This window comes from Corynebacterium freiburgense, from assembly GCF_030408815.1.
Taxonomy (GTDB): domain Bacteria; phylum Actinomycetota; class Actinomycetes; order Mycobacteriales; family Mycobacteriaceae; genus Corynebacterium; species Corynebacterium freiburgense.
Genome location: NZ_CP047355.1, coordinates 814,939 through 832,803 on the forward strand (window position 1 = coordinate 814,939; position 17,865 = coordinate 832,803).

The following is a 17,865-nucleotide window of genomic DNA, read 5'->3' on the forward strand; positions in this document are numbered from 1 at the left end:
GGGCTGATGTCAGGATGTGGCGGCATCTGCAGGCGTGTCGTTACAAACGGTATCTCGAGTGGTTAATGGTTCCAGCGCGGTGAGTGAAAGCACGCGTGAAAAGGTATCCCAGGTGATTAATACCTTGGGGTACCGTCCGAATCTAGCCGTGCGCACCCTTGCTGTCGGGCAATCTCGCGCCCTGGGAATTTTTATTACTGGTGATGTTGATTTTGGTATGTCTTCAGCGTTTCGGGCTGTGGAACATGCTGCGCGAGAACAAAATTATTACCTTTGTGTAGCCACCGCCTCTGATCCTAGTCGGTACGGTGTGGCATTGGGTCAGCTCGCAGACCAGCGGGTGGCTGGGTATATTGTGCTGGCTCACTGATGCTGATGTGCTGTCCGCATTGGCAAAACAAGCTGCTACGTTGCCAAGTTGCCTTGTACTTACTGGCCAGCCCGCAACAGCACATACGGCGGTCGTTGCAGTAGACCAGCTTGTGGGAATGCGATTGCTTGTTGAGCATGTTATTGCGCAGGGCGCACAGACACTTTGCCACATTGCTGGTGGTATGAGTTGGGACGACGCGGTGGTCCGTGCCACCGCATTCGAACAGCTTTGTAAGGAGCGGGGTGTACGTGGTCGAGTTGTTGCAGGGGGTGGTTGGTCCGCCGCTTCTGGCTATGCCGCAACACATACTACCCTTGAATCGGGCAAACCGGATGCCATTCTTGCCTGTAATGACAATATTGCTGTAGGTGTACTACGGGCTTGCCATGAAGCAGGCATTATTGTGCCCGATCAAGTAATGGTGACAGGATTTGATAACACCCCCCTGAGTGAGTGGACCTGGCCGAGTCTTACCAGCGTAACTCAAGATTTTCAGGAATTAGGCACCGCAGCGCTTACCGCACTGACTAAAATTCTTGATGGTGAATCACCAACCCAAACTATTTTAATTCCAGAACTTATTGCTCGCGAATCAACGAGCAAGAAAGGTACAACATGAATATCTACGAAAACTTTATTGATGGGAAATTTGTCCCCAGTGCCGAAACTATGGACGTCACCAATCCATCCACCGGAGAACTTTTAGCTAAAGTGCCGGAGACCGATGTCGCGAGCGTCGATAAAGCGGTAGCCGCCGCACGCAAAGCGCAACCAGCCTGGGCCGCCCTGACCAATACTGAGCGTGCGGGATACCTCACTGCACTCGCCGCAAAACTTCGTGAGCATGTTGACCGTTTTGCTAATTACCTGGTCGAAGAACAAGGCAAAGTTCGTGGTCTCGCAGAAGTGGAAGTCCAATTTACCGCAGACTACTTCGACTATATGGCCGGTTGGGCACGCCGCATTGAGGGCGAAATCATCCCATCCGATCGCCCAGGCGAAACCATTATGCTTACATACCAACCACTTGGTGTAGTAGCAGGCATTCTACCGTGGAACTTCCCATTTTTCCTTATTGCTCGGAAAATGGCACCTGCGCTGCTCACTGGTAACACCATTGTGATTAAGCCGAGTGTAGAAACCCCAATTAACGCCTTCGAATTCTGCAAACTCGTTGAAGAAGTAGGCATCCCTGCAGGTGTATTTAATATGGTTGGTGGATCCGGCAGCGTTGTAGGTGAAGCCCTAACTACGCACCCTGACGTAGACTTAGTCTCTATGACCGGCTCTGTGGGCGTCGGTAAGCGCATTATGGAAGCCGCAGGTAAAAACCTCACCCGAGTAAACCTTGAACTTGGCGGCAAAGCACCCGCAATCGTCCTTGCCGATGCCGACCTTGAACTTGCCGCAGACGCAATCTGGAACTCACGCGTAATCAATACCGGCCAAGTGTGCAACTGCGCCGAAGTTGTCCTTGTTGAAGAAGCCGTTCATGACGAATTGCTCCAAAAACTCGTAGCAAAAATGGAAGGCACCAAATACGGAGACCCATCACAAATCGTTGAACTGGATATGGGCCCATTAATTACGGCAGGGGCCATGGACAAACTCGACGAAATGATCGAAAAAGCCGTAGCGGCAGGATGCCGAATCGAAACCGGCGGCGGCCGAGCAACCGACAAAGGCAATGGCAACTTCTACCAGCCAACCGTACTTTCCGGCGCTACTGCAGATATGGAAATTGCCAAAGAGGAAATCTTCGGTCCGGTACTCCCGGTTGTGAAAGTACAAAACCTGGACGAAGCAATTGCAATTGCCAATGCCTCCCAATATGGGCTCACCAGTTCCATATTCACTAATGACCTAAATAAAGCACTCAAAGCATCCCGCGAGCTGCTTTATGGCGAAACCTATATTAACCGCGAACACTTCGAAGCGATGCAGGGTTTCCATGCCGGACGTCGTAATTCCGGTATCGGCGGAGCTGACGGCAAGCATGGCCTTATGGAATACGTAGAAACCCACGTCACCTACATCCAAACCCATTAATATCCAAACCCATTAATACTGGGGAAGCCAAAGCTCTCACTTTGATGCAAAATTAATTGCAATAGGTGAGGGCTTTTTTTGGGGGGGTGGTTGGGAGGTGGTCGGTCTTTTTGGGCGCCGGTTGGGCGCTGGTCGGTCTTTTCAGGCGCTGGTTGGGCGTGTTGTCACAGATTCCATTTTTTCGGCGGATTTTATGGAATCTGCGACACGATAGGTAGGGAACCTGTCACGAATTCCATTTTTTTCGCTGTTTTTATGGAATCTGCGACAAACCCCAGGTCAACGCTTGTGCGCAACATGGCTTGCTGTCACAAATTCCATTTTTTCAGCCGATTTTATGGAATCTGCGACACTCGACATGAAAACATCACTAGTTCGATAGGGTGGGCCTATCAAACCGCAGGGAATGCGGCTCGAAGGCTCGGAAAACCAGCCCACACCCCGGAAACCAGCCCACACCCCGAAAACCAGCCCACACCCTAGGAAGCTAGCTCAAAGACCCGGTAAAACCAGCTAAATCCCGACAACCACGCGCCCAAAATTCCTGCTAAATAGTAGTTTCTGGTATGGCCAGGTTTTTTGCCGTTACCACCATATATTATCCATCACATCTACCTCACGGATCACTTTTGTTTCACCTTTAGCAAGCTTCACTTCTGGCTTTTATATCGTCTGGGGGCTTTCACATTGGGGCATAATTTAGGTTATGAATTCTTCTTTTCACCATTTGATTATTGGTCCTGCGATTTTGTTTGCGCCTGCCAATCGTCCGGAGATTTTTGCTAAGGCTGCAGCGAAAGCCGATATGGTGATTTTAGATTTGGAGGACGGGGCTGGTAGCGGTGACCGCGATATCGCCCGAAACAATATTCGATCTGCCAATCTAGATCCAAAGCGGACAATAGTTCGAGTCTGTGGTCCCCGGGATCCAGGTTTTGCCGAGGATGTGGCATTAGTGAGGGAGACGCCATATCGCTTGGTAATGCTGCCCAAGGTGGTTCGCGAGATTCCGGTTGAATTGAAAGGTTTGCAGGTTATTGCGATGATCGAGACGCCGCAGGCGGTTGTTCATCTTGCGGAAATTGCCGAGCATCCAAACGTGGTGGGGCTATTTTGGGGTGCAGAAGATTTGACGGTGTTATTAGGGGGCACGCACTCTCGGTTCCAAAGTGATGAGGGGGCGCCTGCTGATCGGCCTGGTGGATATCGGGATACTATGCGGCTGACTCGTGCGCTTATGCATATGCATGCTAGTGCGGCTGGAAAGTTTAGCATTGATGCAGTGCATGCGGATTTCCGGAATCTTCGAGGTATGAAGGATGAGGCTATCGACGCCGCTCGTTCAGGCTTTGCAGGTAGTGCGTGTATTCATCCAAACCAGGTGGATGTGGTGCATGAGGCGTATCGCCCAGAACCACAGGCTGTGGAGTGGGCGCGGAAGGTTGTGGCGGAGTCGCAGAAGTATCCAGGGGCATTTCAATTGGAGGGTGAAATGGTTGATGCGCCTTTAATTAGTCAGGCGCATCGGGTTTTGGCGTTATCGGAGGTGTTGGGCAGTTAGGGGAGTGCTGCGTACTCGGTGGCGGTGTGGCCGTCTTTCCAGGTGAGGTAGCCGCCGTCGAGATTGTAGGCTTCAATGCCGTGGCTTGAAAGGATGCGGGCTGCGGTGTGTCCGCGTTGGCCTACGCGACAGGAGACAATCACTTTTCCATCAGTGGCGAGCTCGCGGATCGTATCGATATTGGCGCGGAGTTCATCAAGGGTGTAGCTCAGTGCTCCGGGGATAGGTTCGGTGGCTATTTCACCAGAGGTTCGAACATCTATTAGGGGAATACGATCTACTTCCATAAGGGTGTGGAGTTCGTGCCATTGGACAGCTTTATCGCCGTGTGCCCGATTTTCGGCAATCATGCCAAGAAGGGCTACAGGATCCTTCGCTGAGCCAAATTGTGGGGCATATGCGAGTTCAAGGTCGGCGAGTTGGCTGGCGGTAATGCCGCCGGTAATGGCGGTGGCCAGGACGTCGATACGCTTATCCACGCCCTCACCGCCGACGCCCTGTGCGCCAAGGATAGCGTCTGTTTTGGGGTCTACAAGGAGTTTTAATGCCATGCTCTGGGCGCCTGGGTAGTATCCCGCGTGCTGCATGGGATGCGTATGAATCGCGCGGTAAGGGCGACCCTTGGAACGTAATTGGGTTTCAGTCCAACCAGTAGTGGCGGCGACGGTGCCAAATACACCAAGAATGGCGGTGCCCAATACGGGCTTTGTGGTGGTGTCGCGCCCAGTAAGAATATCGGCAATAATGCGGCCGTGGCGGTTGGCGTTTTGGGCAAGCGGAAGGGGAATCGGCGATTCGGTAATAAAGTCGCGCTTTGCCACAGCATCACCAAGGGCATAAATATCTGGATCGCTGGTCCGGCACGAGGCATTTACCACGATAAAACCTCGCGCGTCACGGGTAAGGCCAGCGGTTTCGGCAAGGTGAGAATCTGGAACAACGCCAATGGCGGTGATTACAAGATCGGCGGGGAGAGTTTCTTTCTGGGAACCACGCTCAACCTCAATGGTTTCGGGATGAATTGCGGAAATCTTTGCGTTTGTAAGGACGCGCACCCCATTGGCTTCGAGGGTTTGTAGTACCCGGATCGCCATTTCCGGATCCAATTGCACCATGATCTGCGGGGCTGCTTCGACCAATGTGACGCTAAGGCCACGGTGGGCAAGGTTTTCGGCGACCTCCACACCAATAAATCCACCACCAATAACGACGGCGCTCGGGGCTGAGGTGCCCTGGCCAGCCACTAGGCCATCAACTTGGGCCTTTATACGGTCCAGGTCCTCAACTGTACGAAGCGAAAGACCACGCTCAATGCCCGGGATCTCCGGAACTCGTGGGCGAGCACCAGGAGCCAATACGAGAGTGTCATATTCCCAGGTGGACTCTTCACCAGTGGAAAGGTTACGAACTACAACCTCGTGGGTGGCAGGAGAAACACTGATGACCTCATGGTTTACATAGGCATCAATATTAAAACGAGTTTTCAAAGCTTCCGGTGTTTGCAAAAGCAACGAACCCCGATCAGGAATAACCTCACCTAGGTGATATGGCAATCCACAATTGGCAAAGGAAACATAACCGGAGCGTTCAAAGACAATGATTTCGCGGGATTCGTCATTCCGGCGAAGACGAGTAGCGGTGGACATGCCGCCGGCAACACCGCCGACGATAATAGTGCGGGTCATAGGACTAATTACCTCCGAAAAGACGGCGGAAAAAACCACCAGATCGTTGTGTTGCTTGGGCTTCTGCGGTGCTTGTGGGCTTGTGATGGCATCGCTGGGATTCCGGGACAGTTGCCATCACTTGGTCGATGTGGCGGCCGCAGCCAGACCAAGTGGTTTTATGACATTCAGGGCACGTAGTTGCACGACACATACATAGACCTCCAAGATATTTTTGACCGTCACGATAATCAGTGCACTACAGACGGGTTATATTCCCGACGGTAAAGAACCGGGGGTATAAGTTACACCGTACCGATGAGTTCCAAACAGTGCTCGACCCGCTGTTCCGGAAGGTTTGCTCCAAGCACGGTAAGTGCGGCGTCGGCAAGCATAATGGAGGTGTCCGGAAGCATGCCTGTTTGTAGCGGCACCGGCACAGTACCATCATTTGGGCGCATCTCAATTACGGATTGTGCTATCAAAAACGGTAAATCCAGGCGGGGATCCGCAGCGCTGGTAAGTGTGGCCGCAAGATCGCGATAGGTTTGCTTTAAGGCGCGGCGTTGCTGGTGAAACTCCGCAAAATCAGTGGAATTCGCAATAGGTAGCTGATACAACCGTCCAACATTCCAACGCGTAGACAATAAAAGCCGAGATTCCGATGCGACCAGTGCCCATAGCTGTAGCGGGGCATCGGCATCAGAAGACATTAAGCGCTCTGCAAGCTCCGTGGAGGGTGCAACAGTGGAATTTAACAGGGTAAGAAAAATCTCCGTTTTAGAGGGAAAGTGATAATACAACGACGCCTGACGAATCCCAACCGCTTCCGCAATCTGGTGTGTGGAAGTAGTGGCAAAACCACGAGTGGTGAATAACTCGGCGGCGGCGTCGAGAATTTCATCCCGGGCGGTATCACCACGGCGCCTAGGGCTTTGCTTTCGCGGGCGGCCAACTGCTCCAGCCATCGAGGCGCCTCACACTCCCTTCCAAAAATTGCTGAACGCACTTCCGAACGATACTACGCTGATCCCAGCTCAAAACCATGTCGAGCTGCCACTGCACGCGTAACATCCGAGACTGCGCGGCACGATGCCCCAAATGTAGAACGCTGCAGTGGTGGCATATCTGCAAGAAATTCAGTGTGTTGACCCAACCCCATTAGCCAACGCTGCAAGCGTAATGCATGGCCAGCACGCCAAGCCTCGGCAAGCAATGTAGTCTCCTCCAAGGATAAAACCCCAGCCTGGCGGGCATGCTCCAAACGCTGGCGCGTATACGTCCCCGAATAACCAGAAACCAAGCCGGCCCAACGTGTAATCCGAGTCACCGGATGCAGTAAATTCCTTGCCAGATCAATCTCGATATCACGATCCGGCAACCCGCCCGAAACTCGAACACTTGGCGGACGATGCCTCAGTACTTCTTGCCATAGTGCTTCCTGGACACCATTCGTTTGGGCTACGACGGCATCGCTAAACCAGCCGCCCGCATCATAGAGCCAGCCCAATGCTGCTCCATCGGCGTGGGCGCCTGCTTCTGCAATACGCGCCTCCCATTGCTTTTGCGTAAACGCTGGCCATGGCGGATACACCAAAATCACCCCAACACTATGCAAAACCTCAAGGAGAGGTCCCATATTGGGAACGCTCGACTCATTTGGTATTACCGTAAGCCAGGTAAGTGGTGAGCCAGGAAGCGCATCATTACGGCCGGCAGGGCCAGTTAAAATCAGCTCAGCATTGCCAACGCATGAAGCCACCGCAGGAGACGCAAAGGCGCCCCGCAATAATGATGAATACCAACTAGCAATATCGGTTGCATCACTAGCATGAACCGCAGCGTTACGCGCTAAATCCGCAGCCTCAGCCAATACCCCACGAAATGTCGGAATGTCCCCACAACGAGGCGCCTGCTCCGCAAGCTCAATTAAAGACACATGCAACACGAACTTAAATGTATCGCACAATAGGAGCCCTAAGGGACAATATATGCAAAAATGCGGTGGCGTAAACCACCGCATTAAAGATATTTAGGTGAGATTAAAACTGCTCTACCTCAACTAGGCCCAGCTGCGCAGCTTTTACCAAGCGGCGTGGGATCAAGTGGGTGCGGCCGTCAATCTTTACCTCTTGGAGGGCAACATTATTAGCCTTCCATTGGGAGCGACGCGAGCGGGTATTAGCTCGGGACATACGACGCTTTGGAACTGCCATCTGATATTCCCTCCTTAAGCTTTCTTTGCGCGGCGAGTACGGTTGCCGTAACGACGCTGGAACTTCTCGACGCGGCCAGCTGTGTCCATAAGACGCTGAGCGCCGGTCCAGAATGGGTGCGATTCGCTTGTAACATCAACAACGATCAGCGGGTACTCGTTGCCGTCTTCCCACTGTACGGTGCGATTGCTTTTCGCGGTGGAACGGGTTAGGAACTGGTGACCCGTACCCGCATCCTGAAAGACCACCGGGTGGTAGTCGGGGTGGATATCCTTCTTCATTCTCATCCCTAATAGATCAAGTACATGTGCTTCTCGGCGTGCTGGGCGCTGTCGGTCGGGGAATCCCTCCAAAACCGAAGGTGCCCGCAAGCCACGAAGCCGCCTAAGGGGCAACGAGGACCAATCAAGACACGCCAAATGACTAGTAAAAAATACAGTCACATACGCATCGCAGAATCCTACAACGTAGACCGCCGAAACTCGAAATCCCGAGGACGGATTCTAGCCAGCTTGTGCGAAAATACTGGTAAAAGAAGTGCCGCCCCACCCTGTGTGTGGTGATTTTCACCTTTCCAGGCGGAACATGTTCGACTGTTCAAGCGTAGTGGTTACACCACGCTCAAGGCAAAAGCTGTGCACGACACGATGCCAAGCGAGAATAATCATACGTTTGGCTGGACCGCTAATATATAAGGGTGATTAGTTATTGCCGGGTTGGCTCACCATTGGTGTGAGCGGGCAATTAGGAAAATCGTAGGAAAACAGGTAGGGTTTTCCCTTGCTGTTGTCGAAGTATTCGTTTTCGCCCCGTCAGCTGGCATGGCCGCGCCCCGAACAATAAAGTTTGGTGCGGCTGCGGCCTTGAATTTGATGTGGGCGGCTAGGAGAAAGAAAAGTCCATGTCGGCTATTTGCCAGGTTACGGGACGCAAGCCGGGTTTCGGCAAGTCTGTCTCGCACTCGCACCGACGCACCAACCGTCGTTGGAATCCCAACGTACAGCGTCGTCGGTTTTACTTGCCCTCTGAGGGCCGTACCATCACTCTGACTGTATCCACCAAGGGTCTTAAGGTTATTGACCGTGACGGCATTGAGTCCGTTGTTGCAAAGATCCGTGCTCGTGGAGAGAAGGTCTAAACAATGGCACGTAATGATATTCGTCCAATTATTAAGCTGAAGTCCACTGCAGGCACTGGCTACACCTATGTGACCCGCAAGAACAAGCGCAATAACCCGGACCGTATGACTCTAAAGAAGTACGATCCAATCGCCCGCAAGCACGTCGAATTCCGCGAGGAGCGATAATTCATGGCTAAGAAGTCTAAGATCGCCAAGAACGAGCAGCGCAAGGAAATCGTCGCCCGCTATGCGGAGCGCCGTAATGAGCTCAAGGCAATCATTAAAAACCCGAACACCTCTGATGAAGATCGCATGGAGGCTCAGTTCGAACTGAACCGCCAGCCACGCGACGCCTCCCCGGTACGCGTCCGCAACCGTGACGCTGCTGATGGTCGTCCACGCGGTTACCTCCGCAAGTTCGGTTTGTCCCGTGTCCGCGTCCGCGAGATGGCTCACCGTGGTGAGCTGCCCGGCGTTCGTAAGTCCAGCTGGTAAAGGGAGTTGTGATGAAGCGCGCAAATATGAAAAAGGTGCGGATGGAACAATCCCGCCGCCCAAAGAAAAACCCGCTGAAAGATGCAGGCATTGACAAGGTCGACTACAAAGACCAGAAAACTCTTCGCTTGTTTATCTCTGACCGCGGTAAGATCCGTTCCCGTCGTGTCACTGGCTTGACCCCGCAGCAGCAGCGCCAGGTTGCTGCAGCAGTCAAGAATGCCCGTGAAATGGCACTCCTGCCGTTCACCAGCCGGTAAACCGGAAACTGGGACGCAACGCTCCAGGTATTCCTGGAAGCGATAACAGCACGAGACGCTCGACCATAAAAGGTCGGGCGTTTTGTAGTATTTGGATAGTGCAATACGGGGGATGAATGCCTATATGTAAAACGCAGGCTTTTGCTATTTGAATGAGGTTATTCAAAGAGGAATTTTGATCCTGAGAATGACGTGCTGATCTATCATCAACTAAGAAAATTGTGTTTTATACACAATAATGGGGGAGTCTGAGAAACGATATTTTATTGCCAAACTTTCGGTGTGTGCTGGGGCTATTTGTTCAAATGGGTGAGTTTTCTTATCATTTCTTCGGGTGCAAATCAGCACTTTGCAGGGGAACATGTGCAAAATAGTGGGTATGAAGATTCTTGTAGTAGATGACGAGCAAGCTGTTCGCGAATCGCTGCGGCGTTCGCTGAGCTTCAATGGATATGATGTCACCCTTGCTGATGACGGTGCAGCAGCCTTGGAAGCGATTGAGCGTGACCAACCAGATTTGGTCATTTTGGATGTAATGATGCCCCGAATGGATGGGCTAGAGGTTTGCCGTAGTCTTCGATCCACCGGTGATGATCGACCAATTCTTGTGCTCACTGCGCGTGATGGTGTCTCTGACCGTGTAGCTGGACTTGATGCTGGCGCTGATGACTATCTTCCAAAGCCATTCGCACTGGAGGAGCTACTTGCACGTGTTCGCTCGTTGCTTCGTCGGGCCGCTGCTGAAGGTATTGGCACCAATACCAGCACTGAATTGGCTTTTGAGGATCTTCGCCTAAACCCAGATACCCGTGACGTTACTCGTGGGTCCCGCCCAATTAGCCTTACTCGCACCGAGTTCGCATTATTGGAATTGCTTATGGCAAATCCACGTCGGGTGCTCAGCCGTTCACATATTCTGGAAGAGGTATGGGGATATGACTTCCCAACCTCGGGAAATGCCCTCGAAGTCTATATTGGTTACCTACGCCGTAAGACCGAAGCCGAAGGTGAGCCTCGCCTGATTCATACCGTTCGTGGTGTTGGGTATGTTCTGCGGGAGACCGCACCGTGATTCTCCGTACGCCGTCTTCCGGTGAATACCCAACAGTGGAAGACGGTTCACAGACACCCGCTCATTTAGGCGGGTTGTCGTCATCTAGACGTCTTTCGCTACGTGTCCGGCTTGCTTTAGTTACCGCGATCATGGTGGCGATTGCCGTCGTGGCAGTGACGATTGTTGCGTTTTTTACCGTGAGCTCCTCATTGAGTAGTTCCGTGGATAAAGGACTTGAGGAAAAAGCAACCTCCTTGTTGTACAAGAGCTTTGACCCCAATTTTGTGATTAGCCCAGAATCCGAAATCACAGCATTTAAGTCTTATAACCCGGATATTAAGGTGACCTATGTACCTCCAGGCTCACCAACGGGCGTTGGCGATCGCATTCAAATTCTTGATGAATTCGATGTGCTCACCGGTAAAAAAGAAATGACGATCCGCACAAGTGGTGTGGAGCGCATCTTGGCTAAAAACAATAAAGCCGGGGCGACTGTTATTTTGGCGCAAGATTTACAAAGCATGCACGAACTTACGCGTTCTTTAGGTGTGGCTTTGGCATTAATGGGTGCTGTAGGAGTTCTCGCGGCACTAGGCACCGGTATCGGTGCTGCTTCTGCTGGTTTGAAACCAGTGAGTAGGCTTCAACATGCGGTGAATTATGTTGCGAAAACTGATGATTTACGCCCAATTTCGGTACAGGGTAATGATGAGTTAGCACAATTGACACGCAGCTTTAATGAAATGCTGGCTGCGTTGCAGGCTTCCCGCATACGGCAAACTGAATTAGTTGCGGATGCCGGTCACGAACTAAAAACTCCACTGACGAGTTTGCGCACCAATATTGAGTTACTCATGATGGTGAATTCGTCGAACGGTGCTTCAATTTCAGAATCAGATCGGCGAGATCTTGAGCGGGATGTAATCGCTCAAATTGACGAAATGTCAACACTTATTGGGGATCTTGTTGACCTTGCCCGCGAAGACGGTCCACAACAAGTGGTAGAGCCACTCGATTTAGGTGAATGTATGGAAACGTCACTCGAACGAGTGAAACGTCGTCGACCGGACGTAACCTTTGAAATGGATACGTTCTCGTGGAATATGTATGGTGATCCATTCGCTTTGGGCAGGGCAACACTGAACCTTATGGATAATGCGGCGAAATGGTCACCGCCAAACGGTGTTGTACGAATTGCAATGCGCCAATTGACCGATAGCACGGTTGAATTAACTTTTGCGGACTCCGGACCGGGAATTCCAGTAGAAGACCGTGAGAAAGTGTTTGAGCGCTTCTATCGTTCTATTCAGGCGCGCTCCATGCCAGGTTCTGGTTTGGGGTTGGCAATTGTAAAACAAGTGATTGTGCGACACGCCGGAACGATCGTTGCAGAAGAATCTGACGATGGTGGTGCGTTAATGCGTGTAACGTTGCCTGGGTCACGTGGTGATGCTGGCGATGCTATCGAGCATGACGGAATACACGGCGAGGAAAGCAAGGCTGAAGAGCACACGAATTCTCCTCGCGGACACGGGAGCCGAAAGGACTTCTTCGCACAATTGTGGGAGAAAAGTTCACAGGCGAAGAGCTAAAGGAGGCTTTCCGTACTCTGATTGTCTTGGTAGCGTTGTCATAGGCTTGTTGAAGCGTAGCCCCAGTTGAAAGGTTCATAATGACTGACGCAAACGATTCTAAATTTGCAAAGAAAGATGCTGAAGACAACGACAATCTAGACCAATCTGAAGTCGTACGGGATAGCGAATCTCCAGGTGAACCTGAACTCGCAGCTGATGACCTAGCAGACGATAATGAAGTGGCTTCGCAGACTGGGAACGAAGTCACTGAGTCTCTAGCAAGGCCACAACTTCAACAAGACAAAAACCCCGAGTATGTGCCGGTGCCAGATTGGACAGCGGCACCAACATGGGGCTCTGATGAAGCAACTCCTTCAGAATCTGCGGAATCTTCCGAGCCACCAATTTCTCCGGGTATACCGCCAACGCCTTCTGTTCCGCCAAAGATGCCTTCGGGCGCTCATTTACCACCAAGTGCGGCACCAACTACCGCATTTGTGCAGCAGCCCGGGCCAGGTATGAATTTTAACCAGGCGAACCCACCAGCAACCGTTCCGGAAAACCCATATTCACGCAATAGAATTGCCCACAACGCCACGGCGCCAATTGCACCTTCCGGCGAAACTAATACGCAAGAATCTCAGCCAATGTGGAAATCCCCGCTGGCTCAAGCGCCATCGGAAAAGGTTCCACCGCAAATTGGTGGTAGTGGTGTTGCGGGTGCACCCCAACCAGAAAGCGTATCGACGCCACCGACTCCCACGTCCGAGGAAGAAGTTGAGGCGCCAGCAGTTCCTATCCCAGGGATGCAAGCAGCTGGAGTGGTCACTCCACAAGAACCCCCGAAAAAACAAAAACGTAGTGTCGGTCTAGGAACCCTTGCTGCACTCATGCTTGTTGCTGCTATAGGTGCGGGCGGTGTGACGGGCGTCGTACTGTCTGGGCAGCAGAATTCGGTCGGGGAGTCGATTAGCGCCTTAGGCGAAGCTCCCGCAAAGCGAAGTGGTCTTACGGAGCCTGGGGACGTTTCAGAAGTAGCTAAAAGTGTATTGCCAACCGTGGTATCCATTTATGTTGCAAGTGCAAACGAGGGTGGCACGGGATCGGGGTCGATTATTTCTTCCGATGGCCATGTATTGACCAATAATCACGTCGTTGAATTGGCAAAAGATGGTGGCAAAATTGAGGTTTTGCTCAATGATGGCTCCATTTATGAGGCAGATTTAGTGGCGGGTGACGTAGAGACTGATATTGCAGTTATTAAAATCCGTGACGTTAAGGATCTTCCCGTAGTCACTTTTGGTGACTCCGATGAAGTTGTTGTAGGTGAATCTGTGCTTGCAGTAGGTGCACCACACGGTCTGACTGCAACCGTTACCGCTGGTATTGTTTCAGCACTACACCGACCGGTGCGTATTGGTGCAGATGACGGCGCAGAAGTATTTATTGATGCAATTCAAACCGATGCTTCCATTAATCCCGGCAACTCCGGTGGTCCATTGGTGAATATGCAAGGCCAACTTATTGGCGTGAATTCGATTATCTATAGCGAGACTCAAGGTTCGATTGGTTTGGGCTTTTCCATTCCTGCAAATCAGGCGAGTAGATATGCCGATCAGTTGATTAAAAAAGGTAAAATTGATCATCCAAGGATTGGTGTTCGTCTGGATCAACGGTACCCGGGACCTGGTGCACTGATTGCCAAAGTTGAGCCGGATTCCCCTGCTGAGAAGGCTGGTCTTAGCAGTGGAGATTTGGTTGTTCAGGTTGGCGATCGTCGAATCGGCGAAACTGATGCAATTATTGCTGCGATTCGTGCCCTAGATTTCGGCGAAACTGTCACACTGAAAGTAATGAACCCCGAATCCAAGGAGACGCGGGAAGTTCAAGTCACGCTTCCTGAACAGTAGAACCTCGAGTTAAGAAAAGAGTCCAGCTATGAACCACGTGATTTCTTCGCTATCAGACATAAATGATCCCGACCCTGAAGTGCTCAGGGCAGAGGAACATGCTCAAGCATCGCATTCACCTCGCCGTGCACTCGTTGTATTGATACATGATGATTTGTATTCCAGCAGCGAAGACACCGATCGTTTGGTAACAGAGCTGCTTCATGAAGATGGTTTTACTGTTGATGCGGTGGTCAGTGTCGAATCCACTCGGGTTGAGATTCGCCAAGCAATTGAAACTGCAGTAGTGGGTGGTGCAGATCTAGTTATTACCGTTGGTGCAACAGGGGTTGGTCCTCGCGATAAAGCACCAGATGCCACTCGCTCAGTACTCGATATGATTTTGCCTGGCATTGCACAAGCCTTACGCTCTTCCGGACTTGCCTGCGGTGCTGTTGATGCGTGTACTTCACGTGGGATTGCTGGAGTGTCTGGTTCCACGGTGATTGTAAACCTGGCGTCATCCCGTGCAGCTATTCGTGACGGAATGGCAACGCTTGGGCCTCTGGTCAATCATGTGATCGATCAATTGCGCCGTGGATAATGAAAAAATAGTACGCAAACAACGCCGCAGGGTGCGGCGTGAATGCGATAACCCCGATATTGATCGCAGCCCAGACCGTCCTAACGGGCACTGGGCAGAAACGATCCCCGAAGAATACTGGCGCAATGAAATGCCGCCGCACTGGGGAAAATAACTCGAGAGTTCATGGAAAAACCCCGTTCACACCGCAATAGTGTGACGGGGTTTCTATTGCACTGAATTAGACAGTGCGGCCTTTTTGCAGAAGGTCGCGGATTTCGGTAAGCAGTTCAGCTTCAATAGATGCTGGTGTTTCCTCATCGGCTTCGACGCCCTTGCGTGCCTCCTGGATAGCCTTGAGCTTGTTCATTGGGAGAACCAGGACGAAGTACACAACAGCGGCAATAATAAGGAAGTTGATCGCAGCTGTAATAACTGCGCCAAAGTCCATAAAGGTGGCCTGGTCACCGGAGCGAATATAAAAACCAAGACCAGATGCATCAACAGAACCGACAGAAGCGATCATAGGATTGATCAAATTATCGGTAAATGCAGTAACGATTGCGGTAAATGCAGAGCCGATTACAACAGCAACTGCGAGATCGATCACGTTACCGCGCAGGATAAAATCTTTAAAGCCCTGTAGCATAATTGTCTCCTAAAGGGTTTGAGGCCAAAATATTAAAACTTGCTAAGGAATATCTCAGATGATTATCGAATTGAGAATGCTTCCTTGCGGACACGAATAACCATAGCTGATGTTACGGTTGTTGGTCCATTCTTATTGATGATTTGTTTGCTCTCGGCCCCGTAATTACGACCGTTAAAGGACTATTTAATGATGCACCAGCAACACTATGTGCTGCAGATTGTGGCAAGGCAATCAGAATAGTCGTGTTATTTTTTTGAGTTTCACCTTTACTTGAAATTCCGGGAGAAACTACCCGCCCACCTGCAGCAATTACTTTCGGCTCTGTGTCTCCTTGACCTTGGGAAACGATATTAACTGTATCACCGTGATGTAACAAAGGAATAATTGTGGAATCTGCAACTACTACTGGAACCATTGTTGGTGGATCATTTTCGGAAGTCATTGTGTTACTGCTCACTAATTCGCTTGTAAGCTCAGATCCTAAGATTCTTGAAGGGGTAATGACTTCTTTTTTCCGAATCGTAGTGACCACAATGCGTCCCACAATTTCATCAGATGATTGAAACGCTCCTTCGGGTTTGAGAATTTCTGGAACAGATTCTATTGAAAGGTTCTCCGCAGTTATTTCGGTGCCTGCAGGAATATCTTGAGTAGCGATTAATACCTTTGAATTGCTATCAGTAACGCTGTGAATTGTTAAGGCAAATGCGGCAATCAACAGTACAAACGCGAGTATGCGTCGAATGTCCCGCGCTCTTCGCCAGCCTGGTGTTACTAGCTGAGGTAGGGAAAGCTTCATATGATCTTAGACATCTTTTTGGCATGAAATGGTTCCCTCAGCAGTGAAAATTAAATCCATAACTATATCGTGTGGTTCGAATGGAATTTCGTCCAGTACTTCCCAGGGGTGAAGCACTACAGCAATGCAGGTCCTGGCTCGATTAATCCCACTGAGGGCGCGGTCATAGAACCCGCCGCCACGGCCGAGGCGAATGCCTGTTGGGGTGCACGCTAATCCGGGGACAAGTACGAGTCCGCAGGTAGCTAAAATGCTGCTAGGGTGAGTTGCATTACTTGGTTCGGGAATATGAAAAGCTCCAATGGTAAGCGAGTCTGGACCCAGGTATTCTCCCCATACCATTTGGTGTTGGGATGTGGTTGCCGGAAGGTAGAGTGTGGGCGTTACTTCGCGCAGGGCGTCGAGAAGCATGCGACCGCCACCAGGTTCGGTTTCGGTGGGTGCGTACGCTGCGACTGTTGTTATGCTGTGTTGTTGTATGTGGCTGCAGATTCCCTCGATAAGGGGGAGCGGATCCGCTACTTGTTGGGCACGCTTTTTAAGTAGCTGATGTCGTAATATTGCCTTAACCATGTGTTTGACGATAGTTAAAACACGCCCAGAATTCGTGCGTATGTAGTTCGTTGTGGAGAATAGGTCGGTAGGCTGAAAGCCATGACCCTCTCCATTAGTGATCATAAATATGCGGTGAAGACCGTTGTAGTGCCAGCTGCTGGTCTGGGGACCCGCTTTTTGCCGGCGACGAAAACAGTGCCTAAGGAGTTGTTACCAGTTGTAGACACGCCCGGTATTGAAATCATTGCGGAAGAAGCTGCAAGTTTGGGGGCCACACGGTTTGCGGTGATTACTGCGCCACGGAAGCAAGGAGTGCTTGCCCATTTCGAACGCAATATTGAACTTGAAGAGACCTTGGGGGAGCGCGGCAAAGAAGAACAACTAAGGAAAGTGCGTCATGCTGCGGATTTGATCCAGGCGGTTCCAGTGGAGCAAACCCGCCCATTGGGATTGGGGCACGCGGTAGGGCTTGCCGAAAGTGTGCTCGATGATAATGAGGATGTTTTCGCCGTAATGCTTCCTGATGATCTCGTGCTGCCTACTGGTGTAATGGAACGCATGGCACAGGTGCGCCAGGAATTCGGTGGTAGCGTTCTATGCGCCTTTGAAGTTCCACTAGATGAGGTATGCAACTATGGTGTGTTCGAAATTGAGGAAATCGGTCAGGATGATGTAAAACGAGTGACCGGCATGGTGGAAAAACCTGATCCTCAAGATGCCCCTTCGACCTTTGTTGCGACTGGCCGTTACCTCCTTGACCGTGCAATTTTCGACGCCCTGCGCCGTATCACTCCGGGCAAAGGTGGGGAATTGCAACTCACCGATGCTATTGAATTACTTATCCAAGAAGGCCATCCAGTGCATATTCTCGTGCATCATGGAAAGCGCCATGACCTGGGCAATCCTGGTGGCTATATTCGTGCCTGTGTAGATTTTGGTTTGGATCATCCAACGTATGGCCCAGGTTTGCAGCGTGCCATTGCAAAGATGCTTCGGGACCGCGGTATAACCTTGTAAACCA

The 17,865-nt window shown here is 51.2% G+C and carries 23 protein-coding genes; 14 read left to right on the forward strand and 9 right to left on the reverse strand.

The window, feature by feature from the left end; all coding sequences use genetic code 11:
* Positions 1-16 precede the first annotated feature (16 nt).
* The 4 genes from CFREI_RS03720 to CFREI_RS03735 all read left to right on the forward strand — a co-directional run bounded on the left by CFREI_RS03720 (position 17) and on the right by CFREI_RS03735 (position 3,983).
* Positions 17-370: a LacI family DNA-binding transcriptional regulator gene (locus CFREI_RS03720; RefSeq protein ID WP_051256031.1), complete on the forward strand. Its 354-nt coding sequence runs from the start codon at positions 17-19 to the stop codon at positions 368-370.
* The gene (locus tag CFREI_RS03725) at positions 354-992 is read left to right on the forward strand and encodes a substrate-binding domain-containing protein (protein ID WP_051256032.1); all 639 of its coding nucleotides are present in this window, start codon (positions 354-356) and stop codon (positions 990-992) included. The genes CFREI_RS03720 and CFREI_RS03725 overlap by 17 nt, the downstream gene beginning before the upstream one ends.
* Complete coding sequence (gene aldA, locus CFREI_RS03730; RefSeq protein ID WP_027013138.1) at positions 989-2,422, forward strand: aldehyde dehydrogenase; 1,434 nt, start codon at positions 989-991, stop codon at positions 2,420-2,422. Before CFREI_RS03725 ends, aldA begins: the two co-directional genes overlap by 4 nt.
* A 706-nt stretch (positions 2,423-3,128) precedes the next feature.
* Positions 3,129-3,983: an HpcH/HpaI aldolase/citrate lyase family protein gene (locus CFREI_RS03735; RefSeq protein WP_035112312.1), complete on the forward strand. Its 855-nt coding sequence runs from the start codon at positions 3,129-3,131 to the stop codon at positions 3,981-3,983.
* Here the strand turns inward: CFREI_RS03735 and CFREI_RS03740 are convergent.
* From CFREI_RS03740 to CFREI_RS03765, 6 genes are all read right to left on the reverse strand, one after another.
* On the reverse strand, positions 3,980-5,668 hold the full coding sequence (locus tag CFREI_RS03740; protein WP_027013140.1) for an FAD-dependent oxidoreductase: 1,689 nt from the start codon (positions 5,666-5,668) through the stop codon (positions 3,980-3,982). The two genes, CFREI_RS03735 and CFREI_RS03740, sit on opposite strands and share 4 nt — an antisense overlap.
* 4 nt (positions 5,669-5,672) lie before the next feature.
* Positions 5,673-5,861: a DUF8730 family Cys-rich protein gene (locus CFREI_RS13445; RefSeq protein ID WP_084170800.1), complete on the reverse strand. Its 189-nt coding sequence runs from the start codon at positions 5,859-5,861 to the stop codon at positions 5,673-5,675.
* A 91-nt stretch (positions 5,862-5,952) separates the two neighbouring features.
* Positions 5,953-6,615: a TetR/AcrR family transcriptional regulator gene (locus CFREI_RS03750; protein ID WP_027013141.1), complete on the reverse strand. Its 663-nt coding sequence runs from the start codon at positions 6,613-6,615 to the stop codon at positions 5,953-5,955.
* A 53-nt stretch (positions 6,616-6,668) separates the two neighbouring features.
* Positions 6,669-7,595: a putative nucleotidyltransferase substrate binding domain-containing protein gene (locus CFREI_RS03755; protein WP_027013142.1), complete on the reverse strand. Its 927-nt coding sequence runs from the start codon at positions 7,593-7,595 to the stop codon at positions 6,669-6,671.
* 94 nt (positions 7,596-7,689) lie between these two features.
* Positions 7,690-7,863: a 50S ribosomal protein L32 gene (gene rpmF, locus CFREI_RS03760; RefSeq protein WP_027013143.1), complete on the reverse strand. Its 174-nt coding sequence runs from the start codon at positions 7,861-7,863 to the stop codon at positions 7,690-7,692.
* 14 nt (positions 7,864-7,877) lie between these two features.
* Positions 7,878-8,144, reverse strand: a complete 267-nt coding sequence (locus CFREI_RS03765) for a type B 50S ribosomal protein L31 (RefSeq protein ID WP_027013144.1) — start codon at positions 8,142-8,144, stop codon at positions 7,878-7,880.
* Positions 8,145-8,764: 620 nt separating this feature from the next.
* On the opposite strand from CFREI_RS03765, the gene rpmB reads away from it, so the two are divergent.
* The 9 genes from rpmB to CFREI_RS03810 all read left to right on the forward strand — a co-directional run bounded on the left by rpmB (position 8,765) and on the right by CFREI_RS03810 (position 15,013).
* Complete coding sequence (gene rpmB, locus CFREI_RS03770) at positions 8,765-9,001, forward strand: 50S ribosomal protein L28 (protein WP_084170802.1); 237 nt, start codon at positions 8,765-8,767, stop codon at positions 8,999-9,001.
* A 3-nt stretch (positions 9,002-9,004) separates the two neighbouring features.
* Complete coding sequence (rpmG, locus tag CFREI_RS03775; protein ID WP_027013145.1) at positions 9,005-9,169, forward strand: 50S ribosomal protein L33; 165 nt, start codon at positions 9,005-9,007, stop codon at positions 9,167-9,169.
* A 3-nt stretch (positions 9,170-9,172) separates the two neighbouring features.
* Complete coding sequence (gene rpsN / locus CFREI_RS03780; protein ID WP_027013146.1) at positions 9,173-9,478, forward strand: 30S ribosomal protein S14; 306 nt, start codon at positions 9,173-9,175, stop codon at positions 9,476-9,478.
* 11 nt (positions 9,479-9,489) lie between these two features.
* Positions 9,490-9,738 carry a 30S ribosomal protein S18 gene (gene rpsR, locus CFREI_RS03785; RefSeq protein ID WP_027013147.1) on the forward strand — a complete coding sequence of 83 codons (249 nt, stop codon included), beginning with the start codon at positions 9,490-9,492 and terminating at the stop codon, positions 9,736-9,738.
* Positions 9,739-10,117: 379 nt separating this feature from the next.
* Entirely contained in the window at positions 10,118-10,810 is a 693-nt protein-coding gene (locus tag CFREI_RS03790) for a response regulator transcription factor (protein ID WP_027013148.1), read from the forward strand.
* A complete protein-coding gene (locus CFREI_RS03795; RefSeq protein WP_240483225.1) occupies positions 10,807-12,384 on the forward strand; it encodes a sensor histidine kinase in 1,578 nt (525 codons plus the stop codon). The genes CFREI_RS03790 and CFREI_RS03795 overlap by 4 nt, the downstream gene beginning before the upstream one ends.
* Positions 12,385-12,464: 80 nt before the next feature.
* On the forward strand, positions 12,465-14,276 hold the full coding sequence (locus tag CFREI_RS03800) for a trypsin-like peptidase domain-containing protein (RefSeq protein WP_240483226.1): 1,812 nt from the start codon (positions 12,465-12,467) through the stop codon (positions 14,274-14,276).
* Between the two features lie 28 nt (positions 14,277-14,304).
* Entirely contained in the window at positions 14,305-14,859 is a 555-nt protein-coding gene (locus CFREI_RS03805; RefSeq protein WP_027013149.1) for a MogA/MoaB family molybdenum cofactor biosynthesis protein, read from the forward strand.
* Complete coding sequence (locus tag CFREI_RS03810; RefSeq protein ID WP_156907789.1) at positions 14,852-15,013, forward strand: hypothetical protein; 162 nt, start codon at positions 14,852-14,854, stop codon at positions 15,011-15,013. Before CFREI_RS03805 ends, CFREI_RS03810 begins: the two co-directional genes overlap by 8 nt.
* 66 nt (positions 15,014-15,079) lie before the next feature.
* On the opposite strand, the gene mscL is transcribed toward CFREI_RS03810, so the two are convergent.
* The 3 genes from mscL to CFREI_RS03825 form a co-directional block, all read right to left on the reverse strand.
* A complete protein-coding gene (gene mscL, locus CFREI_RS03815) occupies positions 15,080-15,487 on the reverse strand; it encodes a large conductance mechanosensitive channel protein MscL (protein ID WP_027013150.1) in 408 nt (135 codons plus the stop codon).
* A 112-nt stretch (positions 15,488-15,599) separates the two neighbouring features.
* Positions 15,600-16,289: an SAF domain-containing protein gene (locus tag CFREI_RS03820; protein WP_027013151.1), complete on the reverse strand. Its 690-nt coding sequence runs from the start codon at positions 16,287-16,289 to the stop codon at positions 15,600-15,602.
* Between the two features lie 6 nt (positions 16,290-16,295).
* Positions 16,296-16,862 carry a 5-formyltetrahydrofolate cyclo-ligase gene (locus CFREI_RS03825; RefSeq protein ID WP_051256034.1) on the reverse strand — a complete coding sequence of 189 codons (567 nt, stop codon included), beginning with the start codon at positions 16,860-16,862 and terminating at the stop codon, positions 16,296-16,298.
* Between the two features lie 81 nt (positions 16,863-16,943).
* Between CFREI_RS03825 and CFREI_RS03830 the strand changes: the two genes are divergently transcribed.
* Entirely contained in the window at positions 16,944-17,861 is a 918-nt protein-coding gene (locus CFREI_RS03830) for a UTP--glucose-1-phosphate uridylyltransferase (RefSeq protein ID WP_027013152.1), read from the forward strand.
* The last annotated feature ends 4 nt before the right edge of the window (positions 17,862-17,865 follow it).